15 protein-coding genes and 1 pseudogene are annotated in these 16,650 nt (G+C 44.7%); 4 read left to right on the top strand and 12 right to left on the bottom strand.

Annotated elements, in window-relative coordinates; translation table 11 throughout:
* Window positions 1–27: 27 nt before the first annotated feature.
* Window positions 28–2,070: an oligopeptidase A gene (gene prlC, locus QF117_RS20760; RefSeq protein ID WP_282388000.1), complete on the bottom strand. Its 2,043-nt coding sequence runs from the start codon at window positions 2,068–2,070 to the stop codon at window positions 28–30.
* A 186-nt stretch (window positions 2,071–2,256) separates the two neighbouring features.
* Between prlC and QF117_RS20765 the strand changes: the two genes are divergently transcribed.
* Window positions 2,257–3,096 carry a 23S rRNA (adenine(2030)-N(6))-methyltransferase RlmJ gene (locus QF117_RS20765; RefSeq protein ID WP_282388002.1) on the top strand — a complete coding sequence of 280 codons (840 nt, stop codon included), beginning with the start codon at window positions 2,257–2,259 and terminating at the stop codon, window positions 3,094–3,096.
* 61 nt (window positions 3,097–3,157) lie between these two features.
* Window positions 3,158–4,528, top strand: a complete 1,371-nt coding sequence (gene gorA, locus QF117_RS20770; RefSeq protein ID WP_282388004.1) for a glutathione-disulfide reductase — start codon at window positions 3,158–3,160, stop codon at window positions 4,526–4,528.
* Window positions 4,529–4,608: 80 nt separating this feature from the next.
* Here the strand turns inward: gorA and QF117_RS20775 are convergent, their stop codons facing one another.
* The 5 genes from QF117_RS20775 to rimK all read right to left on the bottom strand — a co-directional run bounded on the left by QF117_RS20775 (window position 4,609) and on the right by rimK (window position 7,959).
* Window positions 4,609–4,767, bottom strand: coding sequence for a hypothetical protein (locus QF117_RS20775; RefSeq protein ID WP_282388007.1), 159 nt, complete (start codon window positions 4,765–4,767; stop codon window positions 4,609–4,611).
* Window positions 4,764–5,462 carry a mechanosensitive ion channel domain-containing protein gene (locus QF117_RS20780; protein WP_282388009.1) on the bottom strand — a complete coding sequence of 233 codons (699 nt, stop codon included), beginning with the start codon at window positions 5,460–5,462 and terminating at the stop codon, window positions 4,764–4,766. Before QF117_RS20780 ends, QF117_RS20775 begins: the two co-directional genes overlap by 4 nt.
* Before the next feature lie 23 nt (window positions 5,463–5,485).
* On the bottom strand, window positions 5,486–5,917 hold the full coding sequence (locus QF117_RS20785) for a RimK/LysX family protein (RefSeq protein WP_282388012.1): 432 nt from the start codon (window positions 5,915–5,917) through the stop codon (window positions 5,486–5,488).
* Between the two features lie 6 nt (window positions 5,918–5,923).
* Complete coding sequence (locus QF117_RS20790) at window positions 5,924–6,946, bottom strand: succinylglutamate desuccinylase/aspartoacylase family protein (protein WP_282388015.1); 1,023 nt, start codon at window positions 6,944–6,946, stop codon at window positions 5,924–5,926.
* A 107-nt stretch (window positions 6,947–7,053) separates the two neighbouring features.
* Window positions 7,054–7,959 (bottom strand): 30S ribosomal protein S6--L-glutamate ligase, encoded by a 906-nt coding sequence (gene rimK, locus QF117_RS20795; protein WP_282388016.1) that lies wholly within the window; start codon window positions 7,957–7,959, stop codon window positions 7,054–7,056.
* A 137-nt stretch (window positions 7,960–8,096) separates the two neighbouring features.
* On the opposite strand from rimK, the gene QF117_RS20800 reads away from it, so the two are divergent.
* Window positions 8,097–8,945 carry a LysR family transcriptional regulator gene (locus QF117_RS20800; RefSeq protein ID WP_282388017.1) on the top strand — a complete coding sequence of 283 codons (849 nt, stop codon included), beginning with the start codon at window positions 8,097–8,099 and terminating at the stop codon, window positions 8,943–8,945.
* 7 nt (window positions 8,946–8,952) lie between these two features.
* Here the strand turns inward: QF117_RS20800 and zntB are convergent, their stop codons facing one another.
* Window positions 8,953–9,915 (bottom strand): zinc transporter ZntB, encoded by a 963-nt coding sequence (zntB, locus tag QF117_RS20805; RefSeq protein WP_282388018.1) that lies wholly within the window; start codon window positions 9,913–9,915, stop codon window positions 8,953–8,955.
* 161 nt (window positions 9,916–10,076) lie between these two features.
* A pseudogene (locus tag QF117_RS20810) lies at window positions 10,077–10,969 on the bottom strand (response regulator).
* 102 nt (window positions 10,970–11,071) lie between these two features.
* Between QF117_RS20810 and QF117_RS20815 the strand changes: the two are divergent.
* On the top strand, window positions 11,072–11,854 hold the full coding sequence (locus QF117_RS20815; RefSeq protein ID WP_282388019.1) for a chromosome partitioning protein ParA: 783 nt from the start codon (window positions 11,072–11,074) through the stop codon (window positions 11,852–11,854).
* Between the two features lie 12 nt (window positions 11,855–11,866).
* Here the strand turns inward: QF117_RS20815 and QF117_RS20820 are convergent, their stop codons facing one another.
* The 4 genes from QF117_RS20820 to QF117_RS20835 form a co-directional block, all read right to left on the bottom strand.
* Entirely contained in the window at window positions 11,867–12,817 is a 951-nt protein-coding gene (locus QF117_RS20820; RefSeq protein ID WP_282388020.1) for an SPOR domain-containing protein, read from the bottom strand.
* 139 nt (window positions 12,818–12,956) lie between these two features.
* Entirely contained in the window at window positions 12,957–13,895 is a 939-nt protein-coding gene (locus QF117_RS20825; protein WP_282388021.1) for an ABC transporter permease, read from the bottom strand.
* A 2-nt stretch (window positions 13,896–13,897) separates the two neighbouring features.
* On the bottom strand, window positions 13,898–14,875 hold the full coding sequence (locus QF117_RS20830) for an ABC transporter permease (protein WP_282388022.1): 978 nt from the start codon (window positions 14,873–14,875) through the stop codon (window positions 13,898–13,900).
* Between the two features lie 160 nt (window positions 14,876–15,035).
* A complete protein-coding gene (locus tag QF117_RS20835; RefSeq protein WP_017033151.1) occupies window positions 15,036–16,589 on the bottom strand; it encodes an ABC transporter substrate-binding protein in 1,554 nt (517 codons plus the stop codon).
* Between the last annotated feature and the right edge of the window lie 61 nt (window positions 16,590–16,650).

The raw sequence follows: 16,650 nt of genomic DNA on the forward strand, positions 1-16,650 counted from the left end.
ATCAGCCTAAGTTTTAAAATATCGGCATTAAGCTTCAATACCCGCATGTCTTAGCATGGCATCGATCTGAGGCTCACGTCCTCTGAACTGCTTAAACAGCGTCATAGGTTCGTCACTGCCACCCATTTCTAAAATATTATTCAGGAAGCTTTTTCCTGTTTCTTTGTTAAAGATGCCTTCTTCTTCAAAACGAGAAAATGCATCCGATGACAACACTTCCGCCCATAAATAGCTGTAGTAACCGGCGCTATAGCCACCCGCAAAGATATGACTAAAGCTATGAGAGAAACGATTCCACTCAAGGCTTGGTAATACACCTACTTTTGATTTCACTTCGACCAAGGTTTCTAAAACGCGTGGACCAACCTCAGGATCAAATTCCGTGTGGAGTGTGAAGTCAAATAGGCCGAACTCAAGCTGACGCATGATAAACATGGCCGATTGGAAGTTCTTGGCTGCCATCATTTTATCCAACATCGCTTTTGGCAACGCTTCACCGGTTTGATAGTGACCTGAAATAAACGCTAACGCCTCTTCTTCCCAGCACCAGTTTTCTAAGAACTGACTTGGTAGTTCAACCGCATCCCAAGGCACACCGTTAATACCCGACACGTCGCCCGCATCCACCTGAGTGAGCATATGATGAATGCCATGGCCGAACTCATGAAACAAGGTAACGACTTCATCGTGGGTGAACAGCGCAGGCTTATCACCAACCGGTTTATTGAAGTTACACGTTAGATAGGCAACTGGGCTTTGCAGCTCACCACTTTCAGTCATGCGACGTCCTCGACAATCATCCATCCATGCCCCGCCACGCTTGTGCTCACGTGCATACAGGTCAAGATAAAAACTGCCGCGAAGCTGTTCGTTAGCGTCAAAAATATCGAAGAAGCGAACCGATTCGTGCCATGTATCGACACCTTGGCGCTCTTTTACTGTCATGCCAAACACACGGTTAAGCACTTCAAATAAACCACTGACTGCTTTCGATTCAGGGAAATATGGGCGAAGATCTTCATCTGAAATTTCAAACAAATGCTGCTTCTGCTTTTCGCTGTAGTAAGCGATATCCCACAAGTTCAGCTCTGTGACGCCGAACTCTTTTGCCGCAAACTGACGCAACTCTTCCACTTCTCGCATCGCTTGTGGTTTGGCTTTAACCGCTAGGTCGTTCAAAAAACCAAGCACCTGTTCTGGCGTTTCTGCCATTTTAGTCGCCAATGATTTTTCGCTGAAGGTATTAAACCCGAGCATACGAGCAATTTCGTGGCGCAATTTCAGCTGCTCGGCAATCAGATCAGTGTTATCCCATTGACCCGCATTCGGGCCACGGTCAGACGCGCGAGTCACGTAAGCTTGGTAAAGCTCTTCACGCAACGCCTGGTTATCACAATACGTCATGACCGGAAGATACGACGGTATATCTAGCGTCAGCAAGTACCCTTCAAGCTCTTTCGCTTCTGCCGCGGCTTTCGCTGCTGCAATGGCAGATTCTGGCATGCCCGCAAGCTCGCTCTCATCGGCAATCAACTTGCTCCAGCCCATTGTTGCGTCTAGGACATTATTCGAGAACTGGGAGCCCAGCTCTGACATGCGCTTACTAATTTCACCGTAGCGGTGCTGTTCATCCGCTGGCAAACCAATGCCAGAAAGCTCAAAGTCGCGCAATGAATTGGTGATGCACTTTTTCTGCGCTTGCGTCAGGGTGTCAAACTCATCGCTCGCCTGAATACGCTGGTACGCTTCAAACAGCCCTTTGTGCTGACCGACCCATGTGCCGTATTCTGATAAAATCGGTAAGCAACTTTCATACGCTTCCCGAAGCGCTTCGCTGTTCATTACCGAGTTTAAATGGCTCACTGGCGACCATGCACGACCCAACTTATCGTCGGCTTCTTCAATCGGTGCAATCAGATTTTGCCAACTAGGGTTGCTATTGTCTTGTAAGACTTGTTCAATTTTCTCACGGCAATCAGCAATCAATTGTTCAACGGCTGGCTTTACATGCTCAGGCTTGATCTGAGAAAAGGGAGGTAAATCAGTGAAAGTTAATAGCGGGTTCGACATAAGCAATCCTTTTGACGGTGAAGCTAATTAGTAAGAGACAAAGCAAGTGTGCTGATCTCGAAATTTGTTATTTATAGTAAATACTAAATATAGGTAGGTTATGGAAATTTCAATAGTGGCGTATAATCCTCTTAACAGTATATTTCAATTATGCGCACTTTACCGATGAGTGTTTGAGAGTCTAATTTGCTAAGTTATCGCCACAGTTTTCATGCCGGCAACCATGCCGATGTTGTTAAGCACATCGTTCAGAGCTTAATACTGAACGCCTTACAACAAAAAGAGAAGCCATTTGTCTATCACGACACGCATTCTGGTGTCGGCCGTTATGACCTGACTCACGAATGGTCAGAGAAAACCAGCGAGTACAAACAAGGTATTGCGCGTCTTTGGGCACAAGAAAATATCCCTGAAGATATCCAAAGCTACCTCGACGCCATCAAACAATTGAATGAGGGTGACACGCTGCGTTATTACCCTGGTTCGCCTTGTGTTGCCCGTGCTCACCTACGCCCTCAAGACCGCATGGTACTGACCGAACTGCACCCGAGCGACTATCCCCTGCTGGAGCAAGAGTTTCATCGTGATCGCCAGGTGCGAATTTATAAAGAAGATGGATTTCAACGCCTAAAAGGCAGTCTACCGCCCAAAGAGCGTCGCGGTTTAGTCTTAATTGATCCTCCTTACGAACTTGCTAAAGAGTATCGAGATGTGGTCACGGCCATTGCTCAAAGCCACAAGCGTTGGGCGACAGGGATTTACGCGATCTGGTATCCTGTGGTGAATCGCTGTGATATTGAAGATATGATTGAAGGGCTGGAAGGGCTTGGCATTCGCAATATTTTACAAATTGAATTAGGGGTTTCACCGGATACCAATGAGCGTGGAATGACCGCATCGGGTATGATTGTCATCAACCCTCCATGGAAGCTGGAAAGCCAAATGAAAGAAATTCTACCTTTCTTAAAAGAGGCGATAGCACCAGCAACAGGACACGTTAAAGTCGATTGGATTGTGCCAGAGTAATTGGTATGAAATCATTCACTCGAACATAAAGACTTATAATAAATTAGAGAAAGGAAGAATAATGGCAACTCATTTTGATTATATCTGTATCGGCGGCGGTTCTGGCGGTATTGCCTCTGCGAATCGCGCCGCTATGCACGGTGCCAAAGTCGCACTTATCGAAGCTCAAGATCTTGGCGGAACTTGTGTAAACGTTGGTTGTGTTCCTAAAAAGGTCATGTGGCATGGCGCTCAAGTTGCTGAAGCCATTAACTTGTATGCGGAAGATTACGGCTTTGATGTAGAACTGAAAGAGTTTAAATGGAATAAGATGGTCGAGAGCCGTCAAGCGTACATTGGCCGCATTCACCAGTCTTACGATCGCGTTCTGGGTAACAATAAAGTTCATGTGATCAAAGGTTTTGCGCGTTTTGTTACTGAAGAAGGTGTCGACGCCAAAACGGTTGAAGTGAACGGTGAACACTACACAGCCGATCATATTCTGATCGCTGTCGGTGGCCGTCCAACCATTCCAAACATCCCAGGTGCTGAATACGGAATCGATTCTAACGGCTTCTTTGAACTTGATGCTCAGCCTAAACGCGTCGCGGTGATTGGTGCCGGCTACATCGCTGTTGAAATTGCAGGCGTACTGCACGCACTAGGAACAGAAACGCACTTATTCTGCCGTAAAGAAACCCCTATTCGCAGCTTTGACCCAATGATCATTGAAACATTGGTTGAAGTGATGAATACCGAAGGCCCAACGCTTCACACCAACTCTGTTCCAAAAGAAGTGACTAAAGAAGCCGATGGCAGCCTGACCCTTCACCTAGAGAACGGCAACAGCCAAAATGTCGATGAAGTGATTTGGGCTATTGGCCGTCACCCAGCGACTGATGCTATCAATCTTGAAGCGACAGGCGTTGCAACGAACGATCGCGGTTACATCAAAGTTGATGAGTACCAAGAGACCAATGTGAAAGGTATCTACTGTGTTGGCGACATCATGGAAGGCGGTATCGAGCTGACTCCTATTGCGGTGAAAGCCGGTCGTACCCTGTCTGAAAGACTGTTTAATGGCCAAACCAACGCCAAAATGGATTACGATCTTGTTCCAACGGTTGTCTTTAGCCACCCACCTATCGGCACCATTGGTCTCACGACTCAAGAAGCGGAAGAACAATACGGCAAAGAGAACGTAAAAGTCTACACCTCTGGCTTTACCGCGATGTACACCGCGGTAACAAAGCATCGTCAACCTTGTAAGATGAAACTTGTCTGCGCAGGGGAAGATGAAAAAGTCGTGGGCCTACACGGTATTGGTTTTACGGTAGACGAAATGATCCAAGGTTTTGCTGTTGCTATGAAGATGGGCGCAACCAAAGCCGACTTTGATGCGGTCGTGGCGATTCACCCAACGGGTAGCGAAGAATTTGTGACGATGCGCTGATCGAACAACGCTCAACGATTCAATGCAAAAGGGCTTAAGTTTTCACTTAAGCCCTTTTTTATCATTCAACCATGAACCGTTTACTGGATTAACTTTATCGAGCCGTCGATGTGTACATCTCGCTGAGGGAATGCGATGACAATACCCTCTTGCTCTAATAGCTCATCCAATCTAAATCGGATCTGACTTCGACTGCGGCGCAAGCCACCTTCAACCTGTGAATCTATCCAATAAATCACTTCAAAGATAAGTGCATTATCACCAAAGTCTTCAAAAGAGACAAATGGGGCAGGTTCGTTAATACCTCTTTCTGCTCAGTCGTGGCTTGTAAAATTAAATCCGCGACCTTTTTCGCTGGTGAACCATAGGCAACCCCAATACGAACCGACGTTCTAACCAGCCTGTCCACTAACGTCCAGTTCACCACGGTATTCTCTAGCAGTTTGCTATTGGGGATCAGTAAGTGGACACCATCCACACGACGAATACGTGTAGAGCGCGTATTTATCTGCTCCACAACTCCCTTGGCATTTTCAACTTCAAGAAAATCACCAATACGTATCGGCCTTTCCCACATGAGTATCCAACCGCTAATGAAGTTGTTAATGATGTTTTGAGCGCCAAAACCAAAACCAATCGCTATTGCTCCGGAAAGAAAAGCAAAGGCCGTGATTGGCACATTTATAAAGTCCAACGTTGTAATGATGAGTATGCCAATTGCAATGACATACAAAACACGTTGCAATAAATGTATGACATTAGGGTCTGTTTTTTTGCTGGTCAATCGTCTTGTAATGGCTCGTATTGCGTATTTAGTCACGACAAACCCGATGATCAATACCGCCGGAATCAGCAAAATGTCACCCAGAGACACGGGCTCGCCTGATACCGTTACAACATTATGTGCTAATACGCTTTTTATCTCTTCAAACACCGACGACTCCTTCACCACTGAGGTTACGAACCGATAAACACTTTAGAAGGATCGACCAAACAACGTTCGCCCATTGCTTCACGCCCAAAGAGCATCAAATAACTCATATCAGAACGATCCGTTAAGGTAATTTCAATCGGCCAAGTATGCTCGCCTAACACCATGGATGTCTTTATGACGTAACGCTCTTCAACTTCACCATTTGACGATTTTACATTTCTAATGTCATTAATCGCTGCAACACAACTCACGACTGTATCAACATTATGAGCGTCAGGGTGGATATCAAAGCTTACGTGCGGTTTACCGTTCTTTTTTATCTTCACAATATTATCAACATGCAATGACGAGGTTTTTGCACCAGTATCAACACGAACGTGCATGTTTTCTATCGACAAGTCAGGAAGCGCAATCGACTCCAATCGACCGATAACGATTTTTTTTGTTTTTGGCATGGTGTATTAAGCCTCTTTGCTTGGGAGTAAATTATCTAAAACGTTTTCGATATGCTCTGCAATATCTTCATCGTCTTCTGAAAAATACGCGATATGGAACATCGCTTCACCCTCTTGTACTAAGGGGATATTTTGCTGGCCAATAATAATGCCGGAACGACTGGCAATCACTTTGTCGATAATATCGCCATAAGGGCTGCCAATTTCGGCCAACACATCGCCTTTTACTACTTGTTCACCAAGATCAACCTTATGATTCACAATACCACTGGCATTCGCTCTCAGCCATTGACTGCCGTTAGCAATAAAGGGCTCTTTTCTGAGTTTTTTTGAACTCGGGGATTTTCTAAGCATGCCTAGATGCTTGAGTACATTCACGATCCCTTTCATACCCGCTCGAATTGAAAATTCATCAAATCGCAGCGCTTCTCCTGCTTCATAAAGCAGAACTTTGGTTTGATTCTTCACCGCAGATTCACGCAAAGATCCGTCGATAATATTCGAGTTCAATACTACCGGTACACCAAACTCTAGCGCGAGCTCTTTGGTTTCTGGATCAGACAAATTCGCTCTAATTTGCGGTAGATTAGAACGGTTTATCGCTCCCGTATGCAAATCGATACCATAATCACAATGCTTAACGATCTCATTGAGGAAAATATGCGCGACTCGACCAGCGAGAGAGCCTTTAGCTGAACCAGGAAAGCATCGGTTAAGGTCACGTCTATCAGGCATATACCGGCTTTGATTGACCACACCGTACACGTTCACCATTGGCACGGCGATCACTGTGCCACGAGTCAATTTGAACTTTCTCTGGCTGATTAGGCGCCGTATTATTTCAATACCATTGAGCTCGTCACCATGAACCGCAGCACTAATAAAAATAGTCGGGCCAGGCTTTTTAGCGCGAATGATATAAATAGGTAATGACACATTGGCATCGGTATAGAGTTTCGCAACAGGTAACTCAATTTTACGCTGTTCACCGGGCAGTATTTCAAATTCACCAATTCTTAGTGTGTGCATAATGTTCTCAATATCCGTGTAACCATGACGATAGAAACTTAATGACCGCATAGGGTTAAAGAGCCGGTAGTTTAATGACCAAGCTCTTAACCTTTTTCTGTGAGTGTTTAACCTTTGCCGCGTGTTTTATTGTGGTGCGGTTTCGCGCTTTTCTCAATAAAGCTAAAGACCATGCCCGCCACGTCTTTTCCTGTGGCGGTTTCGATGCCCTCAAGCCCTGGTGAAGAGTTCACTTCCATAACCATTGGGCCACTTTGAGAACGAAGTAAGTCGACACCACAGAAATTCAACCCCATCACTTTGGCTGCATTAACAGCGGTTTCGCGCTCCGCTTTGGTGAGTTTAACCACCTCAGCTGAGCCGCCTCGATGTAAGTTTGAGCGGAATTCGCCTTCTGCGCCCTGACGTTTCATTGCTGCAACCACTCGGCCACCAACAACGAGGCAACGAATATCAGCACCACCCGCCTCTTTAACGAACTCTTGCACTAAGATATTCGCTTTCAGCCCCATGAACGCTTCAATGATGGCTTCTGCCGCTTTTGCTGTATCGGCCAATACCACCCCAATACCTTGAGTTCCCTCTAAAAGCTTAATCACGACCGGAGCGCCACCCACGTTCTTGATTAAGTCTTTAATGTTGTCGGGCTTACTGGCAAAACCCGTTCTTGGCAAACCAATGCCTTTACGAGATAACAATTGCAATGAACGCAACTTGTCACGAGAGCGGCTGATTGCCACCGATTCGTTAACATTAAATGTGCCCATCATTTCAAACTGTCGCGCAACCGCGGTTCCGTAAAAAGTCACAGACGCGCCGATACGAGGAATAATCGCATCGTACATCGGCAATTCTTCACCGTGGTATCGTACGGTTGGGCGGCTGCTCGTAATATCCATATAGCAATGCAAGGTGTCGATAATATCAACTTCATGTCCTATGGCTTCGCCCGCTTCTTTTAGTCGGCGAGTTGAGTAGAGGTTTGGGTTTCTTGAAAGAATGGCTATTTTCATGGAATGTGCCTTTTTAGTCTGCGTATAGTTGGCTAGTGATTTGATTTTCAGGGAGTGTATAGTGGGCACAGAGAACAATAAAACGATAAATAATTATCGGTTTAATCAAAAAAATCGATTAGACGAGGGATTTATGTATGAAAATCGAACTATTGACGACCTTTTTGGAAGTAGCGCGTACGCTGCATTTTAGAGTCGCATCCGAAAACTTATATTTAACCCAGTCAGCGGTGAGTGCAAGAATCAAATTACTTGAGGAAGAGTTGGGGGTATTGCTCTTTGACCGCAGCCAAAAGAACTTAAAAATGACCGCAGAAGGTCATCGCATGATTAAGCACGCCAACGACATGATTTTCATGTGGAATAAAACCAAGCAAGATGTGGGTATAGCCGAAAATGACGCTCATCAATTGGTGATCGGCTCAGTGATGTCCATTTGGGATATCGTACTTCAAGGGTGGCTAAAGAAAATCCATCGCAATATTGATGACGTGAGCTTGTACACAAGTACCTATTCACCTACCGAGCTTCGGAAAAATGTGTTGAATCGCTTGATGGATGTGGCGTTTCTATTCGAACCTCCGTTTATTGACGATATGAAAACTGAAAAGGTAGCAACGGTCCCTTTGTACTTAGTCACCACACACCAAAATACCCAGTACCAAGATTTACTGCTCGATGATTACATCGTGGTCGATTATGGTGAATCCGTGAATAGCCAGCATACACGGGCCTTTAAAGATGTTGGGGCAGCAAAACACCACATCAATCAACCTAGGGTGGCGTTAAACTTTATTTTGGATGCAGGGGGAAGTGCCTACTTGCCTAAACAAATGGCGTTTGAATATGTCTCAAACGATCGATTGTTTATTGTTGAAGATGCGCCTATCTATTCTCGTGAAATTTATGCCATTTATCTCGCAAAAAGCCATAAAGTAGACCTGATAGAGCAGGCCCTGCATTTATTTCCAGGTGTCGAGATCTAGCTTTTGGTTAGAACCAATTTTTCTTTTTGAAAATCCAAACTTGAATGGCGACGACACCCACCAACAGTAATGTGAAGATAGCAAAAGAAGCACTATTTTCTGCGCCGGGGATACCACCAACATTGATCCCTAACAGCCCAGTCAGAAAGCCCAAGGGTAAGAAAATCGCAGCTACAATTGATAACACATACATACGATTGTTCATCTGCTCAGCAAGGCGATTACTCAGCTCTTCTTGACTCACCGCGGCTCGGTCTTTTATCGAATCTAAATCTTCAATATAGCGAACCAAATGATCGAGCGTTTCCCGTAGTTGAATTTTTTCTTCCGCAGAAAACAGAGTGACTTTTTCACTGAGCAGTTGCAGCATCGCTTCTTTTTGTGGCGCTAAATACCGCCTTAAAGAGATAATTTGCCGACGTAAAACAGAGAGATCATTACGCAAACTATAATTGGTCGATGTGATGATATTTTCTTCAATATCCGCCACTTTTTCTTCTATCTCATTAATGGTTTCACTCATTCTTGATATAAGCTTCTCGGTCAAATCGATAACGAACTTCGGTGGTGAAGTGGGCCCATTCCCTCGTTCAAACTCATTGGCAATATCTAGCGTTGAAAGCAACTTACGGCGACGGGTACTGATTACTTTGTCTTTTGTTACCCATAAACGAATAGAGACCATATCTTCTGGGTTACTGCCTGCCGCCAAATTTACCCCCCTCAGTGATATCAATAACCCCTCACCCAGCACCGTTGTCCTTGGGCGCGTCTCTTCGTTGAGAAGCGCATCAATCACAATCGAGTTAAGTTGACTGTGCTCTCTGAGCCATTCGATGGTCGCTTCCGAGGTGTAATCAAAATGAAGCCAGTGTGGTCTATCAATACTCACTATTGAGTCGGGTGCAATCTTTTGGGTGTCTCCATTTTGGTCAAAATAGAAACCATATACGACGTCAGGAATTTGCATTATCTACCTTTACAATAGTGTATAGAAAAGGGAACTCGATACCGAAGAACGCTCACTGCTCACTGAGCTAAGACGTGACAATAAGTGAAAGGTTCAAAGACGAATCCATTGACCCTTTTCTTATTTATCATCAGCAATTTCACATTAACAACTTAACGCGACTAATACCCGACTAATGTCACTTTTCCTTGCTCGGAGCCTCCTATTTCACACGAAAAATCCACTCTCTCTTCGGGACCCTTTGCAAACAATTTTTCGAGTTTTTCAAATGTGTGAGGCAACAAACTGACACTTTTTAAACGTAAGCTTTTTTTGGTCCGGTTATCTAAAAAGGCTAAGGCTGTATCGGTGAGGGTTTTATGGCACGAGTCTAATATCTCTTTACTGACAACCCGACTCTCAAGGGCATGCTGAAAGTCTTTTTCTGTCAGTTTTTTATTCCCTTTGGCAAATAAGCAGATGGCTTGCAGATCCAGTAAAGCGATAGTTTTGGGTTTTTGAGTTTCACTATCCACATACATTGCCATCAAGCATGGCAGTTTAGTCTCATCAAACTCTTGAGGGTGGATCATATACAGCGTCATATCATCGGAGACGATACGCTGCATGTGCTTTTCAAGCTGAGAGACTGTGGAAGGGCAAGGTCGCCTTGATACTCCGTTGGTTCGCCCAACATGCCTTTGTCGCCTATCGTCGTGGTTAAAGGGCGAAGGTGATGATGTAAGTCCTCATCCTCAAACGGTTTCGACTGTACAAATAACGCGCCTGCATTCTGGGCTTTAACAATCAGCTGCTCATCATCAACCATGGTTATCATCGCGGTCTTGATATCTGGATTGCGTTCGGTGACGATTTCAATCAACTCTAGCCCCGTCATCCCTGGCATGTACCAATCGGTCAAGAGGATATCGGGCTTCCACTCTTCCACCAGCACCAACGCGTCCGCACCACTATCGGCTTTATTGATCGATAAGCGCATATACGGGTATTTTTCAAGTGACCGCCGGACAATTTCCAACGTCGCTTTACTGTCATCAACAATTAGAACCTTCACAAACTTTCATCTTCCTCGATGTAACCTGTTCAAAGTATAGGCACAAATTTTTATAACGACTAAACTTACCTGTTAAGCAAGCCACTGCAATAAGTGAATAATATGTCGATAACGGATTTACTGACTGAAGAAATACTCGGGATGCTCGCCATTGATCTTGGCTTGGTGATTCTGAGTGGTTGGTTCATTATTCTGCTCCTCATCATTCGAGAGTTTCGAAAATTTGCGCACGGGTTCAACAAACCAAGCACAAGCAAAGGCATCGATGACAATACTCTGCATCTGTGCCAACAATCCGTCGACAACGCCCTTAATTATGCTTCAGAGAACAACGACACACTCACTGACTTGATTCAACTGCAACAGGCATTGGAAAGCCAAATGGCACTGCTGCGAAGCTCTACCGCCCAGCATGTGAGTGCAGAGGAGCAAGCTTCCATTGATGATTTAAATCTTAAGCTGAATAAATCCCATAAGCTCATTCGAAAGCTCAAAGGAGATTTGAATAAAAGCGTCAAAGGATTACAAATCACGAAGAAAAAGTTATTTTCACAAACCGATACGGTCGAAGGTTTGCGTGAACAAAATGCCCTTCTCGAAAAAGATTTTGAGAAACTTGAACAAGAATATATTCAGATTAGTGAAGCAGGAGGGTTCCAGGATCTCGCCATTCAGTATCAAACCGAAAAAGAGCAATTGCTTAACACGATTGAAGAATACAAACAGCAGGCTGAACAAGGCGGCAGTAATGACAATGTCGATGCGATGAAACAAGAGCTAGAAGAAACCCAACAGCAGATGCAACGCCTCAGCAAAGAGAAAGACTTTGTTGAAAGCAAATACCTTCAATTAGCCAAAGAGGTGGGTAGCGATAAACCGTCGTAGCTCCTTACCTTATTATTTTACACACACAATATTCAAAAGAGAGGTTCCTTTTAACTGGCTGACCTTTCCGCTGGTGAATAGCCCTTTTTTCTCGTATCCCCAATAAGGCAAGTGCATCGGCCAATTGTTATCAAGCATGATTTCGGCTGCCAGTAACGTTTCCCATTCCTTTTCTAACGGTAAACGCATACTCATGGCATCACACACTTCGGTCGCCGCGATGTAATCCAAGCGGTTCCAAGGCAAACCATGCTCCATATAAAATTGACCGTCTTGGTCATTGGTGTAAGGGACTCGATACTCTAGTCCATCGATAGTAGCGGTTAAGCGAGTCACGACCTTTTCAGTGTCCCGGGTCTCTTGAAGTGTCGAGTTTTCTGCGACGACTGACGCGATAACCGGAGCGGCCACTGTCGCTGATGGCTTAGCGGCTACGGTACGTTCTTTTTTGGGTGCGGGTTTGTTTTGTGTGTCTTTACTTGGCTTAGTGTTGCTTGCTTGCTTAGGGTTACTTGCTTGCTTAGATTTGATCACCTCGCGAATAAACGCTTCTTTGTACGCTGGCTCCGTCTTCACTTTCGCAAGCTCTGCACGCGCGTTTGAAAAGTCATCATAAGGCCCGATAAGACACCGATATCCTTTATCTTCAGGCTTTGACCAAACATCGGTTGAGATATGTTGATAAATACTTTTGGCTTTCGCTAATGAAAGAGGTTTTGATAGCACACCACACTGAATCCAATAGCTCGATTGTGCCCCTTTCGGTTTTTGATTGCCCCATAACCCTTTTCCAATAGGGCAACTCTTATCCAAGACGGGCAGTTCATTAGTCGAGGCTTGCGTCGCATCACATAAAAATTCTTCTGCAGACACGGACTGTGATGCCAGTGGTAACGCCATGACGGCCATGCTTAGGAGTTTCAATCCGAACATTCTAGGTTTGATTACTAACGTCGTATCCATACTTCTATTAACCTTAAATCGTCGTGCCTTGATTGGCTCGTTGGGGCTGGAATAGCTTAAATTGAATGCAAAAAAAGAGCCGTAATAGTTTACGGCTCTAGTTTAGTTAGATTTTCAGAAAAAAATCAATCGGCTCTGATCACCCTTTGTAGATTTTAGGGTTGAATACATCACGTAACCAGTCACCCAATAGGTTAATCACCAACACAAGCGTAATAAGGACTAAACCAGGGAAAGCCGTAATCCACCAAGCACCCGAGAAGATGTAGTTAAAACCGATACTGATTAATGCACCAAGTGACGGCTGATCGACAGGAAGACCAAGCCCTAGGAACGACAGTGCCGCCTCAGACATAATGGCATTCGCTATTTGAACCGTTGATATAACTAAAATCGGTGACAAACAGTTCGGCAAGATATGACGGAACATGATGCGTGGCGCTTTAAAGCCCATTACGCGTGCGGCTTCGACATACTCTTTCTTCTTTTCCGCTAATACTGATGCACGAATGGTACGGGCATACTGTGGCCACTCAGCCACACCAATAATCACCACCAGCATCACTACCGCATATTGACTGTAGAAGTCACTACCAAAGCTTGCTTTGAAAATGGCGGAGACAATGATGGCAACCATCATGGTTGAAAAAGAGAGCTGAACATCAGCAAAACGCATCAAAAAGTTATCAATCCGGCCACCAAAGTAACCCGCTGACAAACCAATAATGATGCCTAACGTCAGTTGTAAGCCCACGGCTAAAAAGCCAATGGTCAACGATAGACGTGAACCGTATAGAATGGTCGATAAAATATCACGGCCTTGCTCATCGGTGCCAAGTGCAAAGCGCTCATCCCCATCTTCCATCCAAGAAGGTGGAAGTTCTGAATCCATAATGTCGATGGAAGAGAGATCATAAGGATCGGTAGGCGATAGAATTGGTGCGGCCAACGCGAGCACCAAAAACACCATGAAAATACTAAAGCTCGTCATGGCAACTTTGTCACGCAAGAAATAGTAAACAATGTCTGAATTTTTAAAACGCTCCCAACGACTCGGAGCTGCGGTTACTTCATTCATCTTTAAGACCCCTTGCCCGTTAAGTTTACAGTTGGGTTAATCACACCATAGAGCAAGTCTACAATTGTATTAGTCACAACAAATATTAGCCCAACGAAAATAACGTAAGCGGTAATAAGTGGTGTATCAACACGGTTGATGGCTTCCAAGAACAAAAAGCCTGTTCCTGGCCATTGGAATACGGTTTCAGTCAAAATGGTGTAAGCCACCATGGTACCGATCTGAACACCACCTACGGTCAATACTGGTAACATGGTGTTTTTCAACGCGTGCTGGTAGTAAATTTTATTCAGGGCTAAGCCTTTAGCTTTACCAAACTTAATGTATTCAGAGCTCAGCACTTCAAGCATTTCAGAGCGAACTAATCGAATGAACAATGGCAGCATGATCGATGCAAGAGAAATACATGGCAGCACGAGATGGCGAAGGCCATCAACGGTAAAGAAACCCGATTCCCAACCTAGTACATTCGCGGTTTCGCCTCGACCGTAGGAAGGTAACCAACCAAGTTCAATCGAAAAGACATACATCAGCATGATCGCAGTAAGGAAAACAGGAACGGATATACCAATACTACTGAATGCCATGACCGCTTTCGTGAAGACACTTTTCGGGTGAATGGCCGAATACACACCCAAAGGAATCGAACAGAAGACAATGATTAGAGACGCACCAAAAACGAGCTCTAATGTGGCGACCAGCTTATCTAAAATGACATCAACAGCTGGTCGTTTGAAGAAGTAAGATGTACCTAAATCGCCTTGTAAGGCGGCGCCAATAAAGCGCGTATATTTTGTAATGAAGGGATCATTCAGACCTAGCTCGTCTCGCATAACTTGACGTTCAGCTTCGGAAACCGACTGCCCAACAAGTTCGCGTAACGGATCACCCAAATTATCTTGGATGGCAAACGCCACTAAACTGATCACAAACATCACTATCAGTGCCTGAAACAGGCGCTTGACCAGAAACGTAAACATCCCTTGCCCCTTTAATAACTTTCCATGACTTTCAAAAAATGAAAGATTTCAGCCTGAAAAACGGCACCTAACTCGACTGAAACAAAGTTAAGCACCCAAAATAATAATCAGCGCCCAATCGGTGTCTTTATCGACACAGATTGGGTGCTGACATCTTCAATTACTTAACAACTAGGTCGCCAAAGTAAGGGAAGTTCATGCCGTTGATGATAGGACCAATTTCTACATTTTTCTGAGCAGCCCATGATGGATCTTGCCAGTGTAGAGGAACGAACGCTGCTTCGTTGTACAATATTTCTTCCACTTTCTTTAGCATAACGCCACGTTTTGCTAAATCAGTTTCTTTGTTTGAAGCTTCTACCAATGCATCAACTTCTGCATTTGAGTAATGACCACAGTTATACTGGCCTTTACCTGTATCAGCGTTACGCGTCATTGCCAAGAATTCAGTAAAGTTACCTGAATCTTCTGTATCTGGGTGCCAGCCGATCATCATCATGTCTGCTGCACACTTATCAAACTCAGGCCAGTATTGCGCTTTAGGCATGGTTTTCAAATCCACTTTGATGCCGATTTTAGACAGCATTGCCGCTGTTGCTTGAGCAATCTTGTCGTCGTTCACGTAACGGTTGTTTGGTGCCATCATTGATAATGAGAAACCATTTTCGTAACCTGCTTCTTTCATCAGAGCTTTTGCTTTCTTAAGGTCATAACGAGGCACAAGTGCTTCATTGTGGCCAGAGAAACCCACAGGGCTTTGCTGACCTGCAGCCGTCGCAGCGCCTTTCATGACTTTCTTAGCAATACCTTCATTGTTAGTCGCATACACAATCGCTTGACGAACACGAACGTCTTTCAATGCAGGGTTACTGTTCTGGTTCATTTGGAACGTGATAACACGCGTACCAGGCATAGTGAACAGTTCAACGTTATCCGCATCTTGAATTCGCTTGTAATCATTTGGCGCAACAGGAGCAATCATATCAACACCGCCCGACAATAAAGCAGCAACACGAGTCGCGTCTTCTTTGATAGGAACAAGTTTAATGTTATCTACATTACCTGGAGATTGTGTATCCCAGTAGCCGTCAAAACGTTCAAATTCAACTTGTACGCCTTGCTCACGTGTTTTTACAACAAATGGGCCAGTACCAGAAAGGTTAGTCGATGCAAATGAACTGCCGTGCTTCACAAGCTCAGCTTTGTCTTTACCGTCAGCTGTGGTACCCGTGTAGAACTTGCTGTCCATTGGGAAGATGTAAGTTGCAACGTTTTCAATCAGAGGGTAAGTACCATCTGTTTTCACTTCAACAGTGAAATCGTCTACTTTTGTCACCGATAGAAGTGGTGCAAAGATACCTTTAAAGTCTGGAGAAGCTTTAAGGCGTTGGAATGTCCAAACTACGTCATCAGCCGTCAGATCGTTACCCGAGTGAAATTTCACACCTTTACGAAGGTTGAAGCGCATGGTTTCGTTATCAACACGATCCCAAGACTCTGCCAAACGTGGCTCAAATTCCATATTTTGGTTAAAGCGTACTAGTGGATCAAACACCATGTGAGACAGTTGCATTGTACCGCCAGACAGTTGCTCTTGCGGATCCAATGATACTGGATCGGCGTCATACGCAACTGTAATATCTGCAGCCATAGCGCTAAGGCTAAGACCAGCAGCCATCATTGCGACGACTAGTTTGCTTTTCATGGTTTTCATTGCATAACTCCTTATGCGGGAATCACATTCCCTGTTGTTGTGTTTGCATCTGCTATTTGTG

The sequence above is a fragment of the Vibrio sp. YMD68 genome, from assembly GCF_029958905.1.
GTDB lineage: Bacteria > Pseudomonadota > Gammaproteobacteria > Enterobacterales > Vibrionaceae > Vibrio.